Source organism: Gammaproteobacteria bacterium, assembly GCA_009838035.1.
GTDB lineage: Bacteria > Pseudomonadota > Gammaproteobacteria > Steroidobacterales > Foliamicaceae > Foliamicus.
In genome coordinates, this window is record VXSK01000005.1 from 69,392 (window position 1) to 94,753 (window position 25,362).

22 protein-coding genes and 3 tRNA genes are annotated in these 25,362 nt (G+C 63.5%); 8 read left to right on the top strand and 17 right to left on the bottom strand.

The genetic code is table 11. The features are described 5' to 3' along the window. Positions 1–68: 68 nt before the first annotated feature. The 5 genes from F4Y72_05935 to F4Y72_05955 all read left to right on the top strand — a co-directional run bounded on the left by F4Y72_05935 (position 69) and on the right by F4Y72_05955 (position 8,657). Complete coding sequence (locus F4Y72_05935) at positions 69–1,577, top strand: UbiD family decarboxylase (protein ID MXZ27829.1); 1,509 nt, start codon at positions 69–71, stop codon at positions 1,575–1,577. A gap of 88 nt (positions 1,578–1,665) precedes the next feature. Further along, complete coding sequence (locus F4Y72_05940) at positions 1,666–4,470, top strand: TonB-dependent receptor (protein ID MXZ27830.1); 2,805 nt, start codon at positions 1,666–1,668, stop codon at positions 4,468–4,470. A 118-nt stretch (positions 4,471–4,588) separates the two neighbouring features. Then, entirely contained in the window at positions 4,589–5,455 is an 867-nt protein-coding gene (gene rpoH / locus F4Y72_05945) for an RNA polymerase sigma factor RpoH (GenBank protein ID MXZ27831.1), read from the top strand. 144 nt (positions 5,456–5,599) lie between these two features. Beyond that, positions 5,600–6,778, top strand: coding sequence for a hypothetical protein (locus tag F4Y72_05950; protein ID MXZ27832.1), 1,179 nt, complete (start codon positions 5,600–5,602; stop codon positions 6,776–6,778). 154 nt (positions 6,779–6,932) lie between these two features. Further along, positions 6,933–8,657, top strand: coding sequence for a sodium:alanine symporter family protein (locus F4Y72_05955; protein MXZ27833.1), 1,725 nt, complete (start codon positions 6,933–6,935; stop codon positions 8,655–8,657). Positions 8,658–8,792: 135 nt separating this feature from the next. Here F4Y72_05955 and F4Y72_05960 read toward each other — a convergent pair whose 3' ends face one another. From F4Y72_05960 to F4Y72_05970, 3 genes are all read right to left on the bottom strand, one after another. Further along, positions 8,793–9,983 (bottom strand): multidrug effflux MFS transporter, encoded by a 1,191-nt coding sequence (locus F4Y72_05960; GenBank protein ID MXZ27834.1) that lies wholly within the window; start codon positions 9,981–9,983, stop codon positions 8,793–8,795. 48 nt (positions 9,984–10,031) lie between these two features. Beyond that, entirely contained in the window at positions 10,032–11,003 is a 972-nt protein-coding gene (locus F4Y72_05965; protein MXZ27835.1) for a ribose-phosphate pyrophosphokinase, read from the bottom strand. 29 nt (positions 11,004–11,032) lie between these two features. Then, a tRNA-Gln gene (locus F4Y72_05970) sits at positions 11,033–11,107 on the bottom strand. A gap of 111 nt (positions 11,108–11,218) precedes the next feature. Here F4Y72_05970 and F4Y72_05975 point away from each other — a divergent pair. Then, positions 11,219–11,791: a hypothetical protein gene (locus tag F4Y72_05975; protein ID MXZ27836.1), complete on the top strand. Its 573-nt coding sequence runs from the start codon at positions 11,219–11,221 to the stop codon at positions 11,789–11,791. Further along, a complete protein-coding gene (locus tag F4Y72_05980; GenBank protein ID MXZ27837.1) occupies positions 11,686–12,309 on the top strand; it encodes a DoxX family membrane protein in 624 nt (207 codons plus the stop codon). The genes F4Y72_05975 and F4Y72_05980 overlap by 106 nt, the downstream gene beginning before the upstream one ends. A 13-nt stretch (positions 12,310–12,322) precedes the next feature. Here the strand turns inward: F4Y72_05980 and F4Y72_05985 are convergent. The 7 genes from F4Y72_05985 to F4Y72_06015 all read right to left on the bottom strand — a co-directional run bounded on the left by F4Y72_05985 (position 12,323) and on the right by F4Y72_06015 (position 18,208). Beyond that, positions 12,323–12,398 (bottom strand) — tRNA-Phe (locus F4Y72_05985). Between the two features lie 68 nt (positions 12,399–12,466). Beyond that, positions 12,467–12,739 carry an oxidative damage protection protein gene (locus F4Y72_05990; GenBank protein ID MXZ27838.1) on the bottom strand — a complete coding sequence of 91 codons (273 nt, stop codon included), beginning with the start codon at positions 12,737–12,739 and terminating at the stop codon, positions 12,467–12,469. 33 nt (positions 12,740–12,772) lie between these two features. After that, positions 12,773–13,831 (bottom strand): A/G-specific adenine glycosylase, encoded by a 1,059-nt coding sequence (gene mutY, locus F4Y72_05995; protein ID MXZ27839.1) that lies wholly within the window; start codon positions 13,829–13,831, stop codon positions 12,773–12,775. After that, the gene (locus F4Y72_06000; GenBank protein ID MXZ27840.1) at positions 13,788–15,938 is read right to left on the bottom strand and encodes a peptidase domain-containing ABC transporter; all 2,151 of its coding nucleotides are present in this window, start codon (positions 15,936–15,938) and stop codon (positions 13,788–13,790) included. Before F4Y72_06000 ends, mutY begins: the two co-directional genes overlap by 44 nt. Beyond that, positions 15,913–17,238 (bottom strand): HlyD family efflux transporter periplasmic adaptor subunit, encoded by a 1,326-nt coding sequence (locus F4Y72_06005; GenBank protein ID MXZ27841.1) that lies wholly within the window; start codon positions 17,236–17,238, stop codon positions 15,913–15,915. Before F4Y72_06005 ends, F4Y72_06000 begins: the two co-directional genes overlap by 26 nt. A gap of 34 nt (positions 17,239–17,272) precedes the next feature. Beyond that, on the bottom strand, positions 17,273–17,515 hold the full coding sequence (locus F4Y72_06010) for a hypothetical protein (protein ID MXZ27842.1): 243 nt from the start codon (positions 17,513–17,515) through the stop codon (positions 17,273–17,275). A gap of 619 nt (positions 17,516–18,134) precedes the next feature. Further along, positions 18,135–18,208: transfer RNA gene (locus F4Y72_06015), tRNA-Gly, on the bottom strand. A 67-nt stretch (positions 18,209–18,275) separates the two neighbouring features. Between F4Y72_06015 and trmB the strand changes: the two genes are divergently transcribed. Next, on the top strand, positions 18,276–18,962 hold the full coding sequence (gene trmB, locus F4Y72_06020; GenBank protein ID MXZ27843.1) for a tRNA (guanosine(46)-N7)-methyltransferase TrmB: 687 nt from the start codon (positions 18,276–18,278) through the stop codon (positions 18,960–18,962). On the opposite strand, the gene F4Y72_06025 is transcribed toward trmB, so the two are convergent. The 7 genes from F4Y72_06025 to F4Y72_06055 form a co-directional block, all read right to left on the bottom strand. After that, positions 18,959–20,197, bottom strand: a complete 1,239-nt coding sequence (locus tag F4Y72_06025; GenBank protein ID MXZ27844.1) for an AmpG family muropeptide MFS transporter — start codon at positions 20,195–20,197, stop codon at positions 18,959–18,961. The two genes, trmB and F4Y72_06025, sit on opposite strands and share 4 nt — an antisense overlap. A 114-nt stretch (positions 20,198–20,311) precedes the next feature. Beyond that, complete coding sequence (xth, locus tag F4Y72_06030; GenBank protein MXZ27845.1) at positions 20,312–21,079, bottom strand: exodeoxyribonuclease III; 768 nt, start codon at positions 21,077–21,079, stop codon at positions 20,312–20,314. Positions 21,080–21,090: 11 nt separating this feature from the next. Beyond that, positions 21,091–21,852 (bottom strand): SDR family oxidoreductase, encoded by a 762-nt coding sequence (locus F4Y72_06035; GenBank protein MXZ27846.1) that lies wholly within the window; start codon positions 21,850–21,852, stop codon positions 21,091–21,093. Between the two features lie 32 nt (positions 21,853–21,884). Next, entirely contained in the window at positions 21,885–23,033 is a 1,149-nt protein-coding gene (locus F4Y72_06040; GenBank protein MXZ27847.1) for a class I SAM-dependent methyltransferase, read from the bottom strand. Further along, positions 22,909–23,730 (bottom strand): hypothetical protein, encoded by an 822-nt coding sequence (locus F4Y72_06045; protein ID MXZ27848.1) that lies wholly within the window; start codon positions 23,728–23,730, stop codon positions 22,909–22,911. Before F4Y72_06045 ends, F4Y72_06040 begins: the two co-directional genes overlap by 125 nt. Positions 23,731–23,736: 6 nt before the next feature. After that, positions 23,737–24,813: a glutathione S-transferase family protein gene (locus tag F4Y72_06050; protein MXZ27849.1), complete on the bottom strand. Its 1,077-nt coding sequence runs from the start codon at positions 24,811–24,813 to the stop codon at positions 23,737–23,739. Positions 24,814–25,054: 241 nt separating this feature from the next. After that, positions 25,055–25,360 carry a hypothetical protein gene (locus F4Y72_06055; protein ID MXZ27850.1) on the bottom strand — a complete coding sequence of 102 codons (306 nt, stop codon included), beginning with the start codon at positions 25,358–25,360 and terminating at the stop codon, positions 25,055–25,057. Between the last annotated feature and the right edge of the window lie 2 nt (positions 25,361–25,362).

Sequence of the window (25,362 nt, forward strand, 5' to 3'; positions counted from 1 at the left end):
TTGCGGTTCTAAGCACTCCTGGAACCTCGTCCTTCTAAAATGGCGTGGAATCCACAGGACACAAGCTTATGCCAGTTGCCCGCGATCAGGAGAATAATTCTCTACGAACAGGTCCTTACGACTCGCTGCGCGATTTTGTCCACGCCATCGAGGCTCGGGGCAAGCTGATGCGCCTCAAGGTGATCGATCAAGACAAGTATGAGGCCACCGGCGTCATGTATCGCCTGATCGACAAGTACGGATATGAAGACGCGCCCGCCCTGTTGATCGAGCGCATGAAAATCGACGGAGAGTGGCGCGACGGCCCGGTTGTCGCCAATCTCTACGGCAACTGGGACATCGAGGCCTTGCCGTTCGGTGTCGAAGACATCAGCGACAACGACGAGCAGATGTACCGGGCGACACGCGACAAGCTGATGACGCGCATCGATCAGGCCGGGAACTGGATGAAGATAAAGCCCGTTCATGTCGAACCGTCCAATGCTCCTTGCAAGGAAGTTCGACTGAAGGGAGACGATATCGATCTGCTCAGGTTTCCCTGGCTCAAGAACAATCCGGCCGATGCCGCCCGTTACATCAATACGGGGGCCGTATTCATGCACGACAGGCGGCTGGGGGCGAACGTCGGCACCTATCGCTGCCAGGTCAAGGGAAAGAACAGGATCGGATTGAACCCGGAACCCGGTCAGGATGGCTGGAGGCTGCTCATGGGCATGAAGCGGCGCGGAGACCGCGCATGCCGGGTGTCCATCGCGGTTGCCGTGGATCCCGCCGTCTGGTCCGTGAGCAGCACCAAGATGGCCGGTTTCGGCGAAAGCGAAATTGAAATCGCAGGCGGGCTGATCGGCAAGCCCATCGAACTCGTCAGGAGCGAGACCAACGACATCATGGTGCCGGCCCACGCCGAGATGATCATCGAAGGCGAGGTGCCGCTGGACCAGGCGGAGGACGAAGGCCCGTACGGGGAAATGTACGGCTATCTGGGCCTGATGAAGCGGAACAATTTCTTTGTCAACATTACGGCCGTCACGCACCGCCGCAATCCGATGTTCTTCAATTCCTTTACCGGCGTTGCGGCCGACATGCCCAAGGGTCCTTCATGCGCGGCCGAATACCACCGCTACAGGAAACTGATTCCCGGACTGAAAGCGATCTACACGCCGCGCGGCGCTAACGGCGTCAGCCTCGTCAGTATCGACAAGAAGTTTCCGGGGGAGGGCATGGCGGCCGGGCAGGCGGTGGCCGCCAACCCCGGCCTCAACAAGGTGGTCATTGTCGTCGACAAGGACGTGAACATTCTCAAGCCGCTCAACATCCTGCATGTGCTGGGCGCGCGCTGGCAGCCCAGCGCCAGCGTCGTAATACCGCAAACGCAGATGCGCATGCCCGATCCCAGCATGCAAACCACGGGGATCACGAGCAAGATTATCATCGACGCTACGCAACAACTTCCCGGCGAGGGCGGACCTGACGTCTGGCCACCCGTATCGCGCGTGCTGCTGGAGGAGAAATGCCCGGACCTGCTGGACGAAATCGACCGGAAATGGCCTGAGTATCTGGAGGGTTGGATGAAATAGCGGATGAATTCGGGTAACCTTACGTCGGGCAGATTCAACTTGCCCGGGGTCGGGGGAGCCTCGCACAACCTTTTAAGGGGGGGTTGGCATGAAAGCAACTTGTAGCCGAATTCTTTCACTTTCCATCGCGATTGCAACGGGAGCGCTGATGGCGCTGCCCGCGGCGGCGCAGGTCGATACGGCCTTCGAGGAAATTGTCGTCACCACGCGGAAGAAGGAGGAGAACCTCCAGGACATTCCGATCGCGGTGAATGCATTGAGCCGCGAAGACATGGAGCGCGCCGGCGTCAAGGAGTTGAACGAGATCGCCCACCACGATTCCAGCCTGCAGTTCGACAGGGGTTTTTCCGCTGCCGATACGCGGCTGGTCATTCGCGGCCTGGCGCCTACGCGAGGGCGCCCGAACGCCGCCACTCTGATTGACGGCATCGATATTTCCAGTGAAACGATCGGTGTGGCCGGGGGCACCAACCTGATCAATCCGCGCATGCTGGACATCGAGCGCGTCGAAGTCGTGAAGGGCCCGCAAAGCGCCCTCTACGGTCGAAGCGCTTTCGCCGGCGCGGTGCAGTACGTAACGCGCGACCCGTCGGATGAAACGGAAGGCGAGTTCGGCCTCGACGGGGCGGAGGAAGGCTATTACACGTTCAAGGGCAGCCTTTCGGGGCCGATGGGGGAAAGGGCCGGATACCGTCTGAACGCGCTGTACTGGGAGGAGGGCGGCTTCCACCAGAACTCGATTACCGGCAACGACATCGGCGGCGGCAATGGAATGGGCATCGCCGCCACATTGAAGTTCGAACCCAACGACTCATCCAGCTACAAGATGCGCGTGGAATACTCCGACGACGAGTTCGAGGTGGCGCCGCAGGCCAACATTCCCTTCAACGGCATCAACCGCGTGCCGGCCGCGGCATCCCGGTGCAACGGGGGATACGTGAACGACGACGATTGCGACGGGCCTGCGAAAATCATCCAGGACCACCTGTTGCGCACCCGGGCGGCGGATCCCAACGATCCCGCGGTGTTCGATGACATGGATCATCCCGGCGTAATTGGCGAAATCCCCGATGGCGATGAACTGGAAGTCACACTGACTCCGGATTATCGCAGGGGCATCGGCAATGACGATTTTCCCGGATCGACGCGCGAAGTGCTTCGGTTTTCGCTGGTTGCCGACTGGTCCGTGGGACCAGGCACGCTGAGTGCGCTCACCGGAGTGGCGGATGCGGATGCGACCGACTCGATGGATCTTGACAAGATAGCCGAAGCCGGACCGAACGGAATGGACATAAGCATCGCCAGTCAACACTCCAATATCAGCACAAACACCTCGCTCCTGAGCCAGGAGTTGCGCTACATATCGGAGTTTGAAGGTCGATTCAACTTCGCCGTGGGCGCGCAGTTGTGGCAGGAGGACGTGGAGCAGAACGAACGCAACAACACGCTTATCACCGGCGGCACCTACTGCAGCCTGCTTCGCATCAAGCCCAGTCCGTTCGCTCCCGCGTTCACGATCGACACGTTTGGCGGGAATCCGCGATTCGGAATTCCACCCAACCCCGCCCGGAATACCTGCAAATACAGTAGTTATCCCGCTGCATTGATCGCCCAGCAGGTCTATGACCAGACGGGGGTGACCTCGGTACTGCGTGATACGGACCATCGTTCCGCTTACCTGGCATTCGATTTCGATGTGACGGAGACGCTTTCGCTTCGCGCTGAAGCGCGCTGGACCGACGAAACGACGGACGTGACCGCACCCAATACCTACAACCCGGCGGCACGCCGCGCGGAGGGCACGGGGTCGCTGCAGGCCTGCGGAAGTTCCGGCAACTGCATTCCGGGCGTGTCCTGGGGCGCCTATCCGCCCAATGGTTTCGGCACTCCCGGAAACTTCTCCACGCCACTGTCCTTCAGCCGCAGCGACAGCTACGTCACGCCCAAGGTGGGTTTGCAATGGGACCAGTCGGACGACACGATGTGGTACTTCTCCTGGGCCATCGCCAAGAAGCCGGGCGGATTCAGCACGCTGGGATTCGGCGGATTCGGGGCGGACGCCAACGGTAACGGCGAGCCCGACGAGATCGAGTTCGAGCCCGAGGAAATGCAGGTCTGGGAAGTGGGCATGAAGCGCACGATGCTGGACGGACGTTTACGCTTTAACGGCGCCTATTTCTTCCAGGACTTCACCGACAAGCAGATCAGCATCCAGAGAGTGGTTCGCGGCCAATTGGGCACCGTGATCAGCAATGCCAGCGGGGCCGAAATACACGGCCTGGAACTGGATGTGAACTGGCTGATTACCGACAACTGGAGGCTCTCGGGCGGTTATACCTGGCTGAACGGGGAGTTCACCGATTACAAGGTTCTTACCACGAGTTCGGCGGATCCAGCCCGCATCGGCAACTGCAACCTGGTCATGGCCGGCGGTCGCGCCGTCTGCGAGGTGGATCGCAGCGGCTTCGACCTGGAGCGCACGCCGGATCACGCCTGGCAGTTCACGCTCTCGTATCAGGGGCCGTCCAGGATTCGGCAGGGATGGGACACCTTCGCGTCCTTCAGCGCCCTCTACCAGAGCGAACGATTCATGGAGGACTTCAACAAGAAGATCCTCAAGTCGTATATGCGCGCCAACATGAATTTCGGCCTGGCGACGGATGAGTGGGAATTCGCGGTTTACGTGAACAACTTATTCGACGACGACACGATCACATGGGCCGGCGGCGGCCCCGGCATGCCGGTCAGCGACTGGCGGTTCGCCATCCTGGTGGACACGACGGGACTCGGAGCTCCGTTCACGATTCTGCCCGCGCCGCGAATCGCCTCAACCGTGTATGGCTATCTGCCGGATCCGCGGCAGATCGGCATACGCCTGAACTACCGCTTCTAACGCCGGAGAAACCCCGGGAGAGAGGGCAGGACGCCTTCTCTCCCATGCGCACGCTTGAAAAACGCAGGGTCCGCCCCCAGAAAATGATAAAATCCATTGCGCAATGGCCAATGATTCGATGAACACCGCAATTGCCGCGACCAACCGCGACCTGATCCTGGCGGGCCCGCTGGGCAGCCTGGATGCGTACATTCAGGCGGTTGGATCGGTCCCCTCGCTCAGCCAGGAGGAAGAGCGGGAACTTGCGACCCGGCTACGCGAGGACGGCGACCTGGACGCCGCCCGGCAACTGGTCCTGGCGCACCTGAGGTTCGTCGTGCACATCGCCAGTCGTTACCAGGGTTACGGGCTGCCGATGGCCGACCTGATCCAGGAAGGCAACGTGGGCCTGATGAAGGCAGTCAAGCGTTTCGATCCCGAAGTCGGCGTTCGCCTGGTGACATTCGCCGTCCACTGGATTCGGGCCGAGATTCACGAGTTCATCCTGCGCAACTGGCGCCTGGTCAAAGTGGCCACCACCAAGGCCCAACGCAAGCTGTTCTTCAACCTGCGCAAGCTCAAGAAGAGGCTGGGCTGGATGTCGCCCGACGAGCAGGAGGCCGTGGCCGAGTATCTCGGGGTCAAGCCCGAGGAAGTGGCGGAGATGGAAATGCGCCTGGCCGGTCAGGACATCACCTTCGATCCGCCGACGTCCGACAGCGAAGAGCAGACGTATTCGCCGTCGCAGTATCTGCCGAGTTCCGACCTGGATCCGGCGGCCGAGTTGGAAGAGGCCGATGCCATGGAGCGGGCAAGCGAACAGTTGGCGGAAGCGCTCGCGGGTCTTGACGAGCGTTCGCGGGACATCATCACTTCCCGCCGGCTGGTCGAGAAGAAGACCACGCTGCACGAATTGGCCGGCCGCTACGGTGTGTCCGCCGAACGAATCCGGCAGATCGAAAACCAGGCGCTGAAGCAGCTGAGTTCGGCGATAACCGCGCCCTAAGGGCCCCGGTTTTCATGTTTCACCCGTGGGTATCTCCCGTAAAGGAGATGCCCCGCGTCCCCGCTTCGGTCGCCCGCCCGCCCGGGCTTTCGAATTTTTCTTTACACTAGGCGCTCGGCGCTACAACCTGGGGGAGGCGCAGTCATGCATCGCCAACAAATCCGTTCCAACTCCCGTTCCGTTTTCGGGACCCTTCCAATTGCGGTAGTTCTCGCCTTTGCCGCGTATGGGCTTTCGCCGGCCCTCATGGCCCAACCGGCCGGAGCGGCGCCCGCCGAGGCGGCGACTCCGGACAGCATCGAGTGGCAGACCGACGAGATGCTCCCGTATTACGAGATACCGAACATCCCGGTATCGGCCGAGGCCTACTTCGCGCCGGACAGTTATCACCTGATCGCCCAGACCCGCGATCCCGACGCGGTACAGGGCGCAACCGGAAGACACGGCAACCTGACCTACACCTACACGATCGAAGGCACCGAGATTACCCGCATCAACGACAAGGATCAGGACGCCTGCTCGTACTTCTTTCCCGATCAGCAGCGGGTGATTTTCACATCCACCCGGGACAACCTGCATCTGCCGGTCGGAAACTGGTCGGATGAGGACGAGTATCCCACGGGCGGCGAACTCTATATTGCGAATGTCGACGGCAGCGACCGCCGCCGGCTGACCCACAACGAGTGGTACGAAGCGGAAGTGGTCGTATCGCCCACCGGCGAGTGGATCGCTTTCGGCCGCAACATCGACGGCCGGCAGGACCTGTGGCGCATACGCCCTGACGGTACCGACGAGCAGCGCATCACGGACACCGACGACTGGCAGGAAGGCTCTCCGTATTTCATGCCCGACGGCGAGCACCTGATGTTCCGCTCCTGGCGCGACTCGGATTACAAGAGGATCAGGCCCACGCCCATGATCGTCATGACGATCAACATCGACGGTTCCAACTGGCGCGGCTACACCTTCGACGGGGACATGAACTGGGCGCCCAACCCGGCGCCGGACGGACGCCATTACGTTTTCGTGCGCGTTACGGAACAGGACGCCGGCCCGCTGGGTAACTGGGACATATTCCTCGGCGATCTGGCCGGTGGCGAACCCGTGCGTCTGACCACCTTTCCGGGATTCGACGGCTTGCCCGGCATGGCCCCGAACGGAAAACTCCTGGCGTGGGCGCGGGCCAAGGCAGGAGGCTTCATGGCGGGAATCAAGACCCACATCATGGACGTGTCTTCGCTGGAAATCGGCCCCGAGAACTACGAGCCGCTGAGCTCCGAATGGGGCCGGCCGATGTTCGACGACCCGCCGGCGGCGGAGTAGCAGTCTCAGTCCGATCGATAAGCAGGACGTTCCGCCGTCCGGCTTGACGCTTACACGGTCCTATGCAAATGCGCCGTGAGGCGCGGATGTCCAGTTGTAGCGGCCGGATTCCCCGGCGCTTGCACTCGTATATCATCCCGGCGAAAGAAGGGGAGTGACTGCCGTGGATGTAATGAACTTCTTCAACGCCCTGAATGCCGTGATCTGGCACAACTGGATGCTGTACGCGGTACTGGGAACAGGTGTCCTGTTTACCATCTGGAGCGGCTTTTGCCAGTACCGCGCGCTGACCCATGGAGTGGCCATAACGCGCGGAAAATACGACGACAAGGACGACCCCGGCGCCATTTCCCATTTCCAGGCGCTGTCCGCGGCCCTGTCCGCCACGGTCGGCCTCGGCAATATCGGCGGCGTGGCCCTGGCGATCAGCCTGGGTGGTCCGGGCGCCGTTTTCTGGATGTGGGTCGTGGGGTTGTGCGGCATGGCCGTCAAGCTCACCGAAGTGACGCTGACCATGTTGTATCGCAATACGGACGACCCGCGGAATCCCCATGGTGGACCCATGATGGTAGTGGACCAGGGGGTTCCCGCACGCTGGCCGAAGCTGCGTCCCGCCGGGAAAGTGTTCGCGGTGATTTTCAGCATTTCAGTGATCATTTCCGCGATAACCGGGGGCAACCTGTTCCAGGCATGGAACGTCGGCGACGTGACCGAGAGCTATTTCGGCGTCCCGGCCTGGATGTGCGGTCTCGCGCTGGCGGTCGCGGCGGGCCTGGTGATCATCGGGGGCATCCAGCGCATCGGGCAGGTTGCCTCGCGCCTGGTGCCGTTCATGGTGGTGCTCTACTTCTTCGGCTGCATCACGGTGCTGGGGCTGAGTTACGAACAGATTCCCGAATCGTTCGCGCTGATCTTCCGCGGCGCCTTCTCGTCGCTGGAAGGCACCGGCGCCTTCATCGGCGGCACGGCCGGCGCGGCGTTCATCTTCGGGATGAAGCGCGCGCTGTTCTCGAGCGAGGCCGGCCAGGGTTCCTCGCCGATCGCGCACTCGGCGGCGCGCACCGACGAGCCGGTGCGCGAAGGCATCGTTGCCGCGCTTGAGCCGTTCATCGACACGCTGGTCGTGTGCACGCTGACCGCGTTGGTGATCCTGAGCACCGGGCAATGGAAGCGCGGTCCGGAAGCCGAATTCCCCGTTGCGCCTGACGTGGTCGCGGCCGAGACGGCCGGTTCCTGGACGATTGCGGAAACGGCGGCCCCGGAGCGTGCCGGTGGCGATTGGTCAGGCGGCGAGTCGGTGTTCATGGTGGCGGTAGCGGATTTCCGCCCGGACACCGACAACAACCTCCACAAGTTGTCGGGCGAGATCGTGCTTGCCGGCGACGGGGAGGCGACGATCCGATGGCAGTCCATCGACAGCAAGGTGGCGCCGGTATTGAGGGACGTCGGGGTATACGTGTCCTATGAGGGCGCGACCATGACCGCCCAGGCGCTGGATTCGGCTGTTCCCGGCCTCGGCAAGTGGCTGGTCAGCCTGGCCGTGTGGCTGTTCGCCTTCTCCACCATCATTTCCTGGAGCTACTACGCCGAGCAGGCGGTTTGGTTCTTGGGCGCGCGCAAGGTCGGAATCATGGTCTACAAGATCTGCTACTGCCTGCTGGCGCTGGTCGCCACGCTGGGATGGCTGCGCACGGACGCCGAACTCGATACCGTCACCACGCTTGGTACGGGATTGATGCTGGTCGTGAACATGCCGATCATGTGGCTGTTCGGCTGGCAGGCGATGCGCGCCTACAAGGAGTACATCCGCAGGTTCACCAGCGGGCGTATGGACCGCGGCGAAGGCGCCCCGAAGCTGGAGGACCTGATCCGAGGCTGACCCGCCCTTCCTGCTTCCTCGCCCTTCGTTCGTCCCCCTCCTCGCTGGAGGCGCCATCCTGGCTCGATTCTCGCAGTCCCTGCTCCAACGCTCCTGCGAGGAGGGGGACGAACGAAGGGCTTCAGCTGGCGAAGGCTAGGCGCCGGCGCGGCGCACGGCGCGCCTGAGGCTGCCGGCGCGGATGGCCACGCAGCCCAGCGTCAGCACGGAGAAACCCAGCACGCAATAGACCATGGGATAGGCCGAATCGGTAAGGACCGATCCCACGAGCTGCATACCCAGGGCGCCGAATGCGTGCTGCAGGGCCGCGGTGATCGCGGAAGCGGTGCCGGCGTGCCGGCCGGCGCTGGTCAGCGAACCAGCCTGCGAATTGGGCATGAAGACGCCGGAGCCGAACGCCCATGGCGCCATGCCGATGAACAGTACGGTCAGGCTGGCGCCGAAGACATAAAGCAATGCGAGCAGCAGGAAGGTCGTGACGGTGGTGATCGTCATGCCCAGCATCATCGAGCCGTTCACGCCCAGCCGCGGCCCGAGCCAGATGGAACTCATCGTGCCCAGGAAGTAGAAGGAGCTGAGCGCCATGGTCCAGACGCCGTAGGTGGAGGCGCTGTGTCCGAGCATAGTCTCTATGACGTGCGGCGCCCCGGCGCCGAAGCAGTAGTAGGCGCCCACAATCATGCCGGTGGCGAAGGAGTAGCGTAGAAAACGCGGGTTTGCGAGCAGGGTGCGGAAGGCCCGCCTGCCCCCGCCCGGGCGCGCGCCGTGCGTTTCCTCGATCCGCCAGAACAGGCCGATCAGCAGGATGAAGAAGACGGTCAGGAACACGAAAATGCTCCGCCAGCCCAGGGTGTCGGTCATGTAGCCGCTCAGGGCCGGCGCCACCATGGGCCCGATCATCATCGCCATGGTCAGGATGGCCAGCATCCGGGGCAGCCGTTTCTGGCCGAAGGCGTCCTTCAGCATGACCCGCGCCAGCGTGAGGCAGCCGGCCGCGCCCAGGCCCTGCATGCAGCGGCCCGCGATCAGGGTTTCGATGTTCGGGGCCAACATGCAGATCACGCTTCCCGCCCCCATCAGCAGCAGGGCGGCGAGCAGCGGCGGACGCCGCCCAAAGCGGTCGGCCAGCGGGCCGTAGATGAGCACCCCCGGAGCGATCAGGAAGGTGGCCAGGGAAGTGGTGACCTGGACCATGGCGCGGGAAACCCCGAACTCGACTTCGAGCACCGGAAGGGCCGGGAACAGAATGGTCAGCGACATGGGCCCGCTCATCGTGATGAGCGCCAGCACGAAGACCAGCATGCGTTCGGATCGCGTCAGCAGCATGCGCGTAAGCCGGCGTTCGACCAGCGGCCGTGGACCGGTCGAGTGGGCCTAGTCCAGGTACAGGGAACTGACCGATTCATCCAGGCTGATTCTGCGCATGGTTTCGGCCAGTAATTCCGCGACGCTGAGCTGGCGTATCTTGCCGGAGGCGGCGGCTTCCTCGGTTAGCGGGATGGTGTCGGTGACTACGAGTTCGGTCAGGTCCGAACCGTTGATCCGCTCCAGCGCCTTTCCGCTGAGGACCGGGTGGGTGATATAGGCGACCACTTCCTTCGCCCCTTCGTCCAGCAGGCTGCCGGCCGCCTGACAGAGGGTGCCGGCGGTATCGATCATGTCGTCGATCAGCACGCACACCTTGCCCCTGACCTCGCCGATGATGTTCATGGCTTCGGCAACGTTGGGCTTGGGCCTGCGCTTGTCGATGATGGCCAGGTCGGTATTGTCCAGCCGGCGCGCCAACGCCCGCGCGCGCACCACGCCGCCGACGTCCGGGGACACCACGACCACGTCCTCTTCCAGCCGCTTCCAGGCGTCGGCCAGCAGCACCGGGGAGGCGTAGACGTTGTCCACCGCGATCGAGAAGAAGCCCTGGATCTGGTCCGCGTGGAGGTCCACCGTCACCAGGTGGTCGATGCCGGCGGCGCAGACCATTTCCGCGACCGCCTTTGCCGAGATCGGCGCCCGCGTGGCCCTGGAGCGGCGGTCCTGCCGGGAATAGCCGAAGTACGGCACGACGGCCGTGATCCTGTAGGCGGACGCGCGCCGGCAGGCGTCCGCGAGCAGGATCAGCTCCATGAGGTTGTCGTTGACCGGCGGACAGGTGGACTGCACGATAAAGACGTCCCGCCCACGGATGTTGTCCAGCACCTCCACGCTGATCTCGCCGTCGCTGAAGCGCTGCACCTGCGCCCGGCCAAGGCGCACGCCCAGCGCCTTCGCTATCGCTTCGGCCAGCGATGGCGTGGCGTTGCCGGAAAGAATCGTGATTCGTGGAAGCTCTACGCTACGTTGTTCCGCCATGAAGAATCTCGCCGTGACTGACCCCGGGTTGGCTGGGGCGGCAGGATTCGAACCTGCGATTCACGGGATCAAAACCCGTTGCCTTACCACTTGGCTACGCCCCAATGCGCCAGGACATTTATTGTCTTGCCGCTCGCCCGCGGCTGTCAATGACATGCACGCATCGCCAGCGCGGCCTGTGATAAATTCACGGCGCGCGGGAGGCAAGCAGCCTGATGATTGGAATTGGCGCTGGAAATACATGGCGAGCCTGCGCCGGGCTGGCCCTGCTCGCAAGCCTGGTCCTGGCCGTTCCCGCGCGGGCCCAGGTCACGGATGATGCCTACCGCGACTATTTCCTCTATGGCCCCTTCGGCGAAGTCTGCACGATGTGCGAAGTTGTCGTCCTGTGTCAGGCGGGTGAGAGTCTCCCGCGGGAAGACTTCGTGCCGCCCGAGGGAGATTTCACGCTGTACCACATACAGAAGCGCACTTTCTGGGCCCAGGTCGGAACCATTTGGGAGTGGTTTGTTTCCAACATCCGGCAGGATGTGCTTGCGGCCCGCGGGCACAAGCGGCCGGCGCATGTGTATCGCGTAACGGGAGGATCGTGGTCCGCCAGGGAGATTGTCGAGGCCCGCCTTGTGCTCGATCCCGGCGTGCTTGAGTTCGGCGATCGCAACATCGACCGCGTTACCCGTGCCTGGATCGGCGCGGATACGGATGCCGGTCTCGGTTTTTGCTCGCGCCTCCCCCTGTGGGATGCGCTGGAGAGTATCGAGGCCAGCGCGCCGGAGGCCGAGCGGTGAAACTGGCCGTCCGCGAGTTCCGGCGGATCTGGGAGTGGACGTGGATAAAAGCCCACCCGGTGCGGTTCGCCGGCATCCTGGTCCATCTGCTGCTGTTGCGAACCCCGTTTGCCCTCTTCTGGCTGATTGCGGGCTTAAACAAGATCGAGAACGACTGGCTGACCAGCGATTACCTGAGAGACGTCTTTCTGCACCGTTTGACGGAGATGCCGCCCGATGCGTTCGCGTCCCTGTTTCTGCAGAATTTCGCCATCCCGCTGTATGTGCTGGTGGCGTGGGTGATCACTCTCGGCGAGCTCTATTCGGCCATCGGGCTGCTTCTGGGAGTGACAACGCGCATCGCCGCGGGCGTGAGCCTCTTCATCCTTTGCGGCTTTGCGGTGGGCGGATACTACGACGCGTCGCTGATTCCGTTCTTCATTGTCGTCGCTATGTTCCTCTGGTGGCCGTCCGGCCTGTGGCTGGGAATCGACCGCCCGCTTGCGCAGCGATATCCCGGCAGCCGCTGGTTCCGCTAGGGAAACTGAAGCCTGGTGGCCAGGGGCAGAATCGAACTGCCGACACGCGGATTTTCAGTCCGCTGCTCTACCAACTGAGCTACCTGGCCTTGGGAAAGTGCGCGGATTATAGCGTCGCGCCCGCGTTTGCGAATGTCCCGCGCGAGGCGCTGCGGAGTTATTCCGACGGTGGCCGATATCCTTCCGGTTTGCTGGATCCTCCGCCGAAAAAGAAGGACTCCATTTGCTCCTCCAGGAACTTTCGTGCGGCGGGCTCGATCGGGGTGAGGCGATACTCGTTGATCAGCATGGTCTGGTGGGACAACCACTGCCGCCATGCCTGTTGCGAGACGTTCTCGAAGATGCGTTGCCCCAGCTCTCCCGGGTAGGGCGGACGCGGCAATCCTTCGGCTTCCGTGCCCAGGAGCACGCACTGTACGGTTCGGGTCATCAACGAGGATTGTGCAAAAGGCGCGCCGGCGCGTCAACGCGAACCGGTCGCCTCGACTTCCATCGATTCCACCAGGCGGCGAATGGGCGCCGGCATCCCGAGGGCTTGCGCGCCGTCATGCCAGCGCCATTGATCGCCTTCCATGATCTCGGCGGGCGGCGTGCTCACGGTCAGATGGATCGGCTGAATCTCCAGTTCGAAGTGACTGAAGCTGTGCCGGACCGGCGTGAGTTCGGCTTGGCTTTGCGGTGAGCATCCGAGAACTCTGCTGCACCAGTCCGGGGCGCTTTCCTCCTCCTGAAGAGTGGGCAGGCTCCACAACCCGGCCCAGATGCCCACTGGGGGCCGCCGGTACAGCAGCACGGCGCCGTCCGGTCGCTGCACCACGAGCATGGACCTGCGTTTGAGCGGGCGGTTCGCCTTGGGTTTGGACGCCGGGATTTCGGCAGTCAGGCCGTGCTTCCTTGCGCGGCAGTATTCGGCAAGCGGACACGCGTCGCAGCGGGGGTTGCGCCTGAGGCAAACCGTGGCGCCCAGATCCATGATCGCCTGCGTGTAGTCGCGCACCCTTTCCGACGGTGTATTGGTCTCGGCCAGGTTCCATAGCGCCCTGCTGACCGCGGCCTTGCCTGGCCAGTCCTCCACGGCGTGCACGCGGGCCAGAACGCGCCGCGCGTTGCCGTCCAGGATGGCCCTGCGCTGCCCGTGCGCCAGCGCAAGAATGGCGCCGGCCGTGGAGCGGCCTATGCCGGGCAGCGCCACGAGCGAGTCGAAATCGCGGGGGACGTCGCCCCCGTGTTGCGCAACCACGACCCGCGCAGCCTTCAAAAGGTTGTGCGCGCGCTTGTAATAGCCCAGTCCCGCCCAGATCGCCAGAACATCGTCATCATCCGCAGCGGCCAGCGCCTGCACGTCCGGGAAGGAGGCCATGAAACGCTCGAAGTACGGCATCACGGTTTCCACGCGGGTCTGCTGAAGCATGATTTCCGACACCCAGATGCGGTAGGGGGTGCGGTGCTTCTGCCAGGGAAGATGCTTTCTTCCGTGCTTATCCCACCATGCCAGCAGTTGCGGCGCGATCATCCGCCGCATTGTAGGGCCGCGCCCCGGGAGCGAATGCGGACAGTTCGATCACCTGGTCGGCGTATCGCAGGATGGCCGGGCGGTGCGCGGCGCATACCACCGTGATTCCGAGATCGCGGAGCGTACCCACGACCCGCTCCTCGGTAGCGGGATCGAGGTGGCTGGTCGCTTCGTCCAGGATCATCGCGCGCGGGCGCCGGTAAAGGGCCCGGGCCAGCAGGATCCTCTGCACCTGCCCGCCCGAGAGGTTCGAGCCCATATCGCCGATCTGGCTGGCCATGCCCATCGGGAACTGTCGGATTTCCTCGTCCACGGCCGCCAGACGCGCGACTTCGCCAATCAGTTCCGTGTTTGGCGCCGGGTCGAAGAAGCTGATGTTCTCGGCAATACTGCCCCGGAACAGAACGTCGCCCTGCAGCACCAGGCCAAGTTGTCGGCGATAGTCGCGCAGATGCAGGCGTCCCACGTCCGTTCCGTCGGCCAGAAGCCGTCCTTCCGTAGTCGTTTCCAGTCCCGCCAGGAGCTTGAGCAGGGTGCTCTTTCCGCTGCCGGACGGTCCCGTCAGCACGACCAGTTGACCAGGTTCAATGCGGCAGGAAAATCCGCGCAGGACGAATTGCTCGCCGCTGCTGTAGGCGAAGCCCATCCCTTGCGCCTCGAACGCGCCGACAAGCCGGCGAACCGGCAGCCCGTTCTCCGGTTCGGCCTCGTGCTCCACGATGTCCCCCAGCCGCTCGGCGTGCAGTCTCAGCATGTAAGCCTGCTGGAACAGTGAGATGAGCGAGCCGAGTGCCGCACTGAATCGGCCCCGCAAGGTCATGAAGGCAAACAGCGCGCCCAGCGTGATCTGACCGTTGAACAGTGCCAGCACTCCCACACCCAGAAACGCGATCTGTTCGGCTTCTCCGAGCGCGTTCAGCCCGGCCCCCGAGTACATGCTTATGCGCGCGTTGCGCACATCGAGGTTCAGCTTGTCCACCAGGTGCGTTTGCCAAACGGTGAGGCGTTCGCTTTCTCCGGCCAGCGCCTTGACCGTTTCGCTTCCGCGAAGCGATTCCAGCAGCGCCGAGCTTTGCCTGGCCCCCGCTACCAGCCCGTCCCGCGACAAACGCCTCTGCGCGGGAAGCACGCTCCACACCAGACCGGTTCGAAGCGCCAGCCCGGCCAGGCTGATCATCATCAGAACGGGGCTGTAGATCAGCATCACCACGCCGGTAAGGCCGACCTTGAGCAAATCGATAATGCCCGTGACCACCGAGCCCGTCGCGAACTGGATGATCGGCGACTGCGACTGCATGCGGGAAACCACGTCGCCGACATGCCGTTCCCGGAAAAAGCGCACCGGCAGGCTGAACAGGTGGCGCGTGAGGTTGCGGGAGGCCTGCAGCGAGATCGAGGTCGATAGCCAGATTCCGATCCAGCCCTGGAGCAGCCGCAGCGGAATCGCTATTGCCGCCAGCAGCGCCATCGCGATCAGCATGGAGCGCAGCAGCTCGGAGTCCTGAGACGTGGTTACCTCGTCGATCAGAATTTGCGACAGTATGGGAGGCGCCAGACTGAGCACCTGCAAAGTCAGAGCGATCATTGTAAGTCCCGCCAGCGTGCGCGCGAGACGGTCGAATGAACGGGCTATGGACCTGAGCGGCAGCACGCCCCGCAGATCCTCAGACTTGAAATCCGCGCGCGGGGTGACTTCCAGCGCCACGCCCGTGAAGTGCGCGTCGAGTTGCGCAAGACGCCACCAGCGACGTTCGCTTGCCGGATCCAGGATCAGTGCCCGCTGCTTGCGCACTTTTTCCAGCACGACGTAGTGGTCCAGGTCCCAGTGCAGGACGCAGGGAACCTTGAGTTGACGAATCTCCTCAAGCTCCAGCCTGAGAGGGCGGCCACTCAGGCCCAGTTTCCCGGCCGCTTCCATCAGCGTCTGCAGCGTGTGTCCGCGTCCTGCGCTCCCGGCCCGGTCGCGAATTGCGGTCAGGTCCAGACGCAGTCCGTGAAAATCGGCGATCATCGCCAGGCAGGCCAGCCCGCACTCGGACTGCTGGTGTTGGGGAATGTGCCGCAGCCGCCTGGGGCGGCCGATAGCGATGTCAAATGTCTGCTTGAAGGTTCGCAAGCGCAGGCTCCTCAATGTCCTTTGAGGTGTCGCCGGCGCCGCGAATGAGCGGATCCAGCAGCCAGCGGATAAGGGTGCGCCGCGTCTCGACAATGGTGGCGTCCACACCCAGCCCGGGGCGTAGCGGCCAGCGGCGGCCCTTGGACTGCATATGCTGTTGCTGGAGACTCACGCGCGCCTCGTAGGCGGGAGCGAGCACACTGGGGACCAGGCGAATGGCGTTTGCCTCAAGCGGGCTGGACGTCATTTCCGTCACGGTGCCCCGCAATACGCCGAACTGCCTCGACGGAAAGGCCGGGAGTTTCAGCACGGCCTCCTGACCGGCCTCCGCTCGTCCGGCAGCCGCTGAAGGGAGGTAGAGCCGAGCTTCCATCTCCGCGCCGGGCGGATGCATGGTGACCAGCGCACTGCCCACGTTGACAGGCTTGCCGGCGCTCACCAGCACGTCCGCCAGTTGCCCGCGCATGGGCGCGACGACCGCCCGGCGCGACAGCCCGTCCAGTTCCACGGCTCGTTCCGCCAGGCGTTCCGATTCAATCTCCAGGTTCAAATCCAGCGCCTGGAAGGACTGGCATTCAGCAATGATTTCCTGGGAAATGCGGCCAGCGGCGGCCTCAGTCTCAATCTGCGCGGAACGGAGTTGATCCAGCAGGGCCATGGCCTGCAACCACCGAAGTTCCGCAGGTTCCACGTCGCGGCTGGCCGCGTGTCCCTGAGAAGCGAGTGCCTTGAGCCGCCTGTAGTCGGCGTCTGCAAGTTCAACCTGGCGGGCCGCATTTTTCCCCCGTGCCAGAAGCAATACCAGCGTGGAATTCAGCGCGGTCTCCTCCAGCCGCATGGATCGCATTCTCGCCTCGAAGGCGTTTCGTTCCCTTTCCCTGCGCTCCAGCAGCAATCGCCTTTGATGCGCCGCCGATAACGACCGGGTTTGATAGCTGCCGATTCCGTCGGCAAGCGCGCGGTCCACGACCAGCGTCATCAGCGTGCTGCCGGGCGCCACGATGTCGCCCGGCTTCACCAGCACCTCGTCGATCACGCCGCTTTGCTCGGCGGGTATCGTAGTGAGGCCGCCTACGGGCAGGAGCACGCCGGGCGCATGCAGCCGGCTCGGCACCTGTATCACGAAGGCCAGCGCGATCAGCGCCACAAGGCAAGCGCATGCAATCAGGACTGCAAAGGGTGTGGAGGCCGGCCCGGCCAACAGCACCTTTCCTAGGAAGCGATGCTGCCGGCTGGCCAAAGCGTTCTCGCGGAACAGACCGGGGTCGTCGGCGGAACGCCTTGGAGGATGGTTGGCCACCGGGCCGGCCTCTATGGTTGCTGCCTGTTCGGCGTCAGAACATTTCCGGCCATTCTTCGTCGCACGGCAGCCAGTGCAACGGAACCGGTTCGGAGGTTTGCTGAGCCACCGTGTCCTGCGGACTCACCGGCTGTGTTTCCGCCGGACTCTCCGGCGACAGCGCCCAGTGATTGGGGGTTTCGTTCCAGCGCGGAATCTTGTGCCTGACGAGGGTGCGAAATTCCTCCGGTCTCCCGCCTGCCGCCAGGCGAACTTCCCGCGGCGTCAACTCTCTCATATCAACCTCCTTGTCCTGGTTTCGGCTTCCGGCAAAGAGGCCTAGAAATCCGAAGTACTGACGACGAGTTGAAGCGGCGCCCCCGAGTCCATCGAGACATTGCCAGCCGCCCCGGTCTGCGAATGGGAGGGTGCGCGGAAAGGATTGCCGGAGGCGCTTCCCTCCTCGACATCTGAGTCGTCATCTTCCGATCTCCGATTCTCGTCCCAACGGCACAAAGGCGGCCCCGCAACCTGCGCGACAAGCGAGCCGACGCCAGCGCCCGCAAGGGTGCCGGGAACGGCGCCAATGCCGAACGCCATACCTCCGGCTACCCCGCCAATGACTGCTCCAGTGGCAATGCCGGCCAATTCCACGTTTCTTTCACATTCGGCTTGGCTTCCGCCGGCAACGGCGGTGCATTCCTGGTCGAGTAGTACTCTCATGATTACCTCCTTGTATGGTTTGAAATATGCGGCGCAACCCTTGCGCCGCTACGAGCTACAGAATCGGTTGCCACTTAGAGAAAGGAAACCGGCAAATCGTCTGCGTAATGCGAGTATTTCTTCCCAGCGCGACTCATACCGGAACGCAGCCGAAACGAAGAATGCGAGAGGGGGTTCGATGCGCTCGCAGGAACTGGAGCGGACGATGGGAATCGAACCCACATCATCAGCTTGGGAAGCTGAGGTTCTGCCTTTGAACTACGCCCGCGCCGCGGCAAAGTCTATGCTAGATTCCAACTGCCGCCAAGTGGCGGGCGCGCAGCCACCGCGAGGGTATGGATCGCTTGAATTCGCAGACCGGGCAACGGGCGCCGCCGCGCAGTTTCGTGCGCCGTTCGGGGCGTATTACCCGGGCGCAAAAGCGGGCGCTTGAGGAACTCTGGCCGGTCTACGGCCTGGAGGAATCAACGGACCCGATCTCGTTCGAGCAAGTGTTCGGCCGCAGTGCGCCGACGGTCCTGGAGATCGGATTCGGCAACGGCGAAACGCTGGTTCGCTCGGCGCAGGAATCGCCGGATGTGAATTTCCTCGGCATCGAAGTCCACTTGCCCGGCCTCGGCCGCTGCATGCTGCTGGCGGAGAAAGCGGGGGTACAAAACCTTCGCCTGATCCAGGGCGATGCCGTGGAAGTGCTCGGGCAGCGGATGCCACCTGCCTCGCTCGCGATGGTTTGCCTGTACTTTCCGGACCCCTGGCCGCGCAAACGGCACCACAAGCGCCGGTTGGTGCAGCCCGAATTCGTGCGGCTGATCGAGCGCGTCCTTGAGCCGCGGGGCGTTTTCCACGTGGCGACCGACTGGGCGCCGTACGCCGAGCACATCGAAACCGTCATGAGCGGCAACGCCGCCTTCGAGCGCTTGAGCCGCCCGCCGTCCCGCTACACCACGCGGTTCGAGACGCGCGGCAGCGCCCTCGGCCATGAAATCTGGGAAACCGCCTACCGCGTGCGGCGGGAGCGCTAATTCGACCCGATCGCCTCGGAGGACTGGAAGAACTTGAGGCGGGTCACGTAGATCGCCAGCAGGATGGCGGGGATGCCGGCCAGGCACACGAGCACGTAGAAGTTGACCCAGCCTATATCCAGCGAGACAAATCCGGCCTGGCTGGATAGGATCTTACCGGGCAATGCCATAAGAGAACTCAGCAGAGCGTACTGCGTGGCGGTATGTTGTCGGGAAGTCAAACTGGACAGGAAAGCGATAAACGCGGTTCCGGACAGACCTACAGTGAAGTTGTCGCCAGTGATAACGCCCGCCAGTAACCAAAGATCCGTTTCCCCGGCCAGGGCCAGGGCTGCGAAGGCAAGATTGGTGAGCGGGAGCAGGATCGCCGATGCGATCAGCGGCCCACGCAGTCCGAACCGACTTACCACCAGGCCGCCGACCAGGACACCCGCGAGCGTCGCCACCGTTCCATAGAGTTTCGCAACCGCTGCGATTTCGCTCTTGGTATAGCCCATGTCCAGATAGAAGGGCATGGACATGATGCCCATCAGATAGTCGCTTATTCGGAAAAGTGCGACAAAGGCCAGTATCGCCAGTGCGTATAGTCCGTATCGACGAAAAATGTCGGCGAACGGCTGCACGATATGGGAGTTGGTCCATTCCCAGAAGCTCCTCCTCGCCGGCGCCGATTCGTCGTGCTCCGGCTCCCCGATCGAAAGTACGGCCGCGATTCCGACGACCATAAACACGGCCATCAAGAGGTACGTTAGCCCCCAGTCGTATTGATCGGCGAGGAAAAGCGCGCCGGCGCCGGATACCAGTATGGCTATCCGGTAACCGTATTGATATCCGGCGGCCATGGCCGCCTGACGCTCCACCCTGACCGCCTCGATCCGCCAGGCATCGATAGCAATGTCTTGGGTGGCCGACGAAAATGAGGCCAATAGTGCGAACAGGGCTACGGGAATTACGTTTTCCAGTGGATTGGTTGTCGACAGCAGCACCAATCCCGCAATGGTTCCCAGTTGCGCCAGCAGCATCCACGAGCGTCGCCGCCCGAGCAGTCTGTGAAGAACTGGTAATCGGAAGCCATCTACCAGCGGGGCCCAGAGAAACTTCAATGAAAAGGTAAGACTGACCAAGGCAAACATGCCGATGGTTCCGCGATGCACGCCTACATCAGCCAGCCAGGCCGTCAATGTGCTGAAAACAAGCAGGTACGGAAGTCCGGACGAGAAGCCTAGGAACAGCATCGCCAGCACCCGAGGGTGCAGGAAGGCGCCAAAGCCACCGTATTTCTCTACGCGTATGCTCATCGACGCAGGGACACTAACACGCTGCTTGCGTACGTTCGTGACTGCGCGTTTTCAGTCGGCATAGTCGAGGATCAGCGGCGCGTGGTCGGAGAAACGCTTGCGCTTGTAGATCGAGGTGGAGGTGGCCCGCCCGGCCAGGTCCGGCGTGGCCACGTGGTAGTCGATGCGCCAGCCCACGTTCTTGGCCCAGGCCTGCCCCCGGTTGGACCACCAGGTGTACTGGTCCGGCTCGGGGTTGATCCGCCGGAAGCAGTCCACGAATCCGAGTTCGCCGAACAACAGGTCCATCCAGGCGCGCTCCTCGGGCAGGAAACCCGAGTTCTTCCGGTTGCCGCGCCAGTTCTTGAGGTCGATCTCGCGGTGCGCGATGTTGAAATCGCCGCAAAGCAGGTATTGCCGCCCGCTGTCGCGCGCCGCCTCGAGCAGCGGCGTGAACTCGTCGAGAAACCGCCACTTGGCTTCCTGGCGTGCTTCCGACGATGACCCCGAAGGCAGGTACAGCGACACTACGCTCAAGCGACCGAAACGGGCCTCAAGGTAGCGGCCCTCGGCGTCGAATTCCGCCGAACCGTAGCCGCGCAGCACTTCGTCCGGTTCCTGTCGCGAATACAAACCCACGCCCGAATACCCTTTTTTCTCGGCGCACTCGTAAAAGCAGTGCCAGTTGCGCGGCCAGAACTCGCGGCCCTGAAGCTGGTCCTCCTGCGCCTTGAGCTCCTGCAGGCAAACGAAGTCGGCCTTCTGCCGTCGCAGCCAGTGGTAGAAACCCTTGCGCGCGGCCGCGCGGATGCCGTTGGCGTTAAGGGTGATTACGCGCATCGCGTCCCGCGTTACCAGCGCAGCCCCCCGTCCAGGTCGATCACGCGTCCCGAGATGTAGTCGTTCTCCAGGATGAACTGCGCGGTCTGGGCGACTTCGTCCGGTTCGCCGAGGCGTTTCGCCGGCACCATTGCGGCCAGGCGGTCGCGGGCCTCGGGCTTCATCGCCGCCACCATCTCGGTGTTGATCAGGCCGGGCGCTATCGCGGCGGTGCGGATGCCGTGGCGCGCCAGCTCGCGCGCCCAGAGGACGGTCAACGCGGCGACGCCGGCCTTGGTGGCGGAGTAGTTCGACTGGCCGAAGTTGCCGGCCCGCGAAAGGCTGGAGATGTTGATGATTACGCCGCCGGCGCCAAAGCGCGCCATGTGCACGGCGGCTTCGCGGGCGCAAAGGAAGGTGCCGGTCAGGTTCACGTCGAGAACAGCCTGCCAGTCTTCAAGCGACATCCTGCCCAGCAGTTCGCCGTCCTTGTACTTCATCAGCAGGCTGTCGCGGGTAATGCCGGCGTTGTTGATCAGCACGTCGAGCGCGCCGCAGTCCGAGGCCACGGCGTCCATGAACGCCTCCACGTCGCTTTCGACGGACACGTTGGCGGCGTAACGCCGCACTTCCGCGCCCGCCGCGCGGCAATCGGCAGCCGTATCGTTCAGGCTGTCCCGCTTCAGATCGCACAGGGCCAGGTTCGCGCCCTGCGCCGCCAGCCGGCGCGCCATGGCCGCTCCCAGCCCGCGCGCGGCTCCGGTAATCACTATCGTCTTGCCCTTTATGTCCACCTGAATAACTCCTTGAGGAAAGTCGCGCAATCCTACTCCATTGCGGCCGCTTCTTCCGCACGCGGCTTGCGGCCGGCCAATGCCCAGCCCATCAGCGCCTCTCCCCGGTAAACCAGCGGGAACCAGCCGTCGACAAGCAGCCCCGCCGAACGCAGGTGGTCCAGAAGACGGTCGAACTCGCCGGCGTCGGGCGTCGCCGCCAGGAGGTCCTCCATGCGCAGGCAATAGGCGTCGCTCGCCTTGCGCAGCCGCCGGATCGTCGCACGCCTCTCGGCCGCTTGAAGCCCCGGAGCAAACACGCTTTGCAGCCCGTTCAGGACAAATCCGATTCCGTTGCCCGGATCGCTGAATTGCCCCGCCTGCTGCTGGACGCGCGCGACTGCCGCGTTCAGCTTGCGGCGCAGGTTTTCCGTTCTGGTGTCATGCTTGAGCATCCGCTTCTCGAAGTCCGATTCCGCCGATGCCATCGCGTCGACGACCCGGCGCGCCCGGGTCAGCAATTGCTCCCGCCTGAGGCACAGGCGATGCTGTTCCAGTCCTTCTCGGGCCTCCCTGACCACCACCGAATTGGCGTGGTGGGTGATGAGCGCAATGCGCCCGCCGGGTTTGAGAATCCGCATTGCTTCCCGCGCGCTGGCCGAGGGGTCGCCGTACTCGAAGCCGTACTGCGAAGTCACCAGGTCGGCGCACCCGCTTTCCAGACCGGTGCTTTCGTTGGGCGCTCCGCCACGAAACCGGACGCTTTTAAGCCACTCCCGCGCCGCCTTGGCCTCCTTGAGGTCCTTCTCGGGCCGAATGCCGGCCCTGTCCAGCGCATCGACACGGAACTGCCTGTCGTGCGTTGCGGAGTATTCCGCTGCCAGGAGAGCCACGGCGCCGTTTCCGGTGGCGAGATCGACAATCCGGGCGCCTTCGCGCAGCGTCGCGAACTGGCGTTCCCAGAACTCCCGGATCTCGCCGTCGTAATTCGGATTGCCGCTGCGTTCGAAGGTGGTTACGCTGCCGTGGCGCCAGAATTGCTCCCACTCGTCGTCGGTGAGAAGCCTGCGCGGCACGTTATTCGCCGGTGAAGCTGGGCGGTCGTTTCTCCAGGAAAGCGGCCACGCCTTCCGCGGCGTCGGCGGAGTTGCCGCACTTCTCCTGCGCTTCGGCCTCCGCCAGGAATAGCTCCTCGTAGGAATGCGCGGCCGCCTTGCGCATCAGGCGCTTGGTTGCCGCCAGCGCCAGCGGGGCCTTCTTCGCCAGTTCCGCGGCCCAGCTTTCGGCTGCCGCAAGGGCCTCGCCGGGCGGCGCCAGACGGTTTGCGAGATTCAGTTCCCTGGCGCGCGCCGCCGGCATTCGATCGCCGCCGGCGGCGAACTCGAAGGCCGCCCGGTGACCGATGGCCTGAACAAGCGTCCAGGTGGAGCCGCCGTCGGGGATCAGGCCGATGTTGGTGAACGGGGAAAGCAGGAACGCTTTCTCTTCCATCACCACCAGGTCGCAGGCCATCGCCAGCGACATTCCGATGCCCGCGGCGCCTCCCTGCACTGCGGCGATCACGGGCTGCGGCGCCTGCACGATCGCGTCGAAAATGGGTTTGTATTCATTGATGAGTATGTAGCGAATCGACCCGGCGCCGACCGTGCCCCGCTTCAGGTTCGCGCCGGCACTGAAGAACCTGCCGCTGCCGCCCAGGACGATGGCCCGCACGGAGCGATCCCGCGCCGCTTCCTCCAGCGCCGCGGCCAACCCGGCCCGCAACTCGGGAGTAAAGCTGTTGAGGGCGTCCGGCAGGTGCATCAGCACCGTGCACACGGCGCCTTCGCGCCGCGTCAGGACAACGGAGTCCGGCTTGTCCGTGTCCTCGCCGGTCGAATGCACCGCGGCTTCCGCCACGAACGGCTAGGGCGCGCCCCGGGAGCGTTGGTAGGCCGGCCGGTCCCTGCACGCCGACACCCACTTGTCCACCTTCGGCCACGCCTCGAGACTGAATTGCAGCATCACCAGCATGTCCAGCACCGAAACGCAGATCAGGTCCGCCGCCGTGAATTGCTCGCCCATCAGATGGGAGCGTTTGGCCAATTGCTTCTCGAGCACGTCCAGCGGTTCCGCCAGCGCCTGTTCCGCTCCCTTGACCGCCGCCTCGCTGTGGTCGTCGCCGGTGTGCACGAATTTCTGCATGAAGAGCGTAACGATGGGCGGCTCCAGTTCGGTCATCGCAAAGAAAGACCACTGAAGCACATGGGCCCGTTGCGCCTGGGTGGCGGGCCACAATTCGCGGTCGTCGTACTTGGCGGCCAGGTACAGGTTGATGGCGGTGGATTCGAACAGCTTGAGCGAGCCGTCCTCCAGCGCGGGCGCCTTGCCCGTGAGGGTGATCTTGCCGAGCGATTTCCTGCGTTCCTCGCGCGACTGGCCGTCGAGCGGCACATGCTCGTACGGTATTGCCAGCTCCTCAAGCATCCACAAGCAGCGCGCAGCGCGCGATTGCTGCGGACCGTGTAGGCGAATCATCTCATCTCTCCTTGGAGTATTGGTCGTATGTAGTTCACTGATTACGGGCCGAACACCGTGCCCGAGAACGCGGCCACGATCGTCATGGCGTAGATAAACAATACCCATCCGTAAACGGGTTGCAACTGCGTATGGTATTGCTGTTCCAGCTCCGGCGTCGAGCCCGACTGCGCTATGGTCGCGAAAGTGACCGTCGCCGGGGCAAAGCCGCGGTCCAGGGGCACCACGGCGAAACCGATCAGGCCCACCGCGACCAGTTTGACGGTCAGCCAGGCGGGGGCGGCAACTGCCTCGACAGTCATAGTGGCGACCGCGAATACAAGCGCGCCGACGCACAACAGCAGGCTGAACGGCATATTGGTTTTCTCGAAGAGTTTTTCGGCAGCCGTTCCCGGGTTGAGAAAGCCGCGCCACATGATCAGCACCCAGACCAGCCCGACCAGCCAGACTATCGTGAGCACCCATACGGGAACGTCCAGTAAACCGATGCCGTGGATCAACTGAAGGCCGCTGGGGAATATCAGCGCGTTGCAGGTGCGCGGCAGGCGGTCGAGCACCAGGCCCAGCTTGAGGACGCTGGACCGAGTCTCCATGCTGAGCGACGAGTTCTCCGACATCTTGGCCGCCAGGAACACGCCCAGATCGGTGCCCAGCCAGAACACCCACAGCGAGATATGAAAGAAGACCAGTATCTTGTGTTCCAGCATCATTGCGACTTCTCCTCGCCCAGCTCCTCAAACGGCGCCAGCACCTTGCGGATCATCTCGGCGTTGGCCGTTGCCCAGGCGCCGGCCTGCTCCGCATCCGGCTCGAACTCCTCGATTTCCTCGCGGGTCAGCAGGCCTTTGCCCCGAATCAGCGTCTCCAGGCTCATCAGCCGCTCGCGCACGACCCAGTGCTCGGCCATCAGCTTGAGTAGGCTGGCGAGCAGCGCGTCGGTAGCGGGGTCCTGAAAAAAGTACTTGCGCCCGCCCTTGATTCGGCGGCTCAGCCGTTCGCCGGCGGCGTCCACGC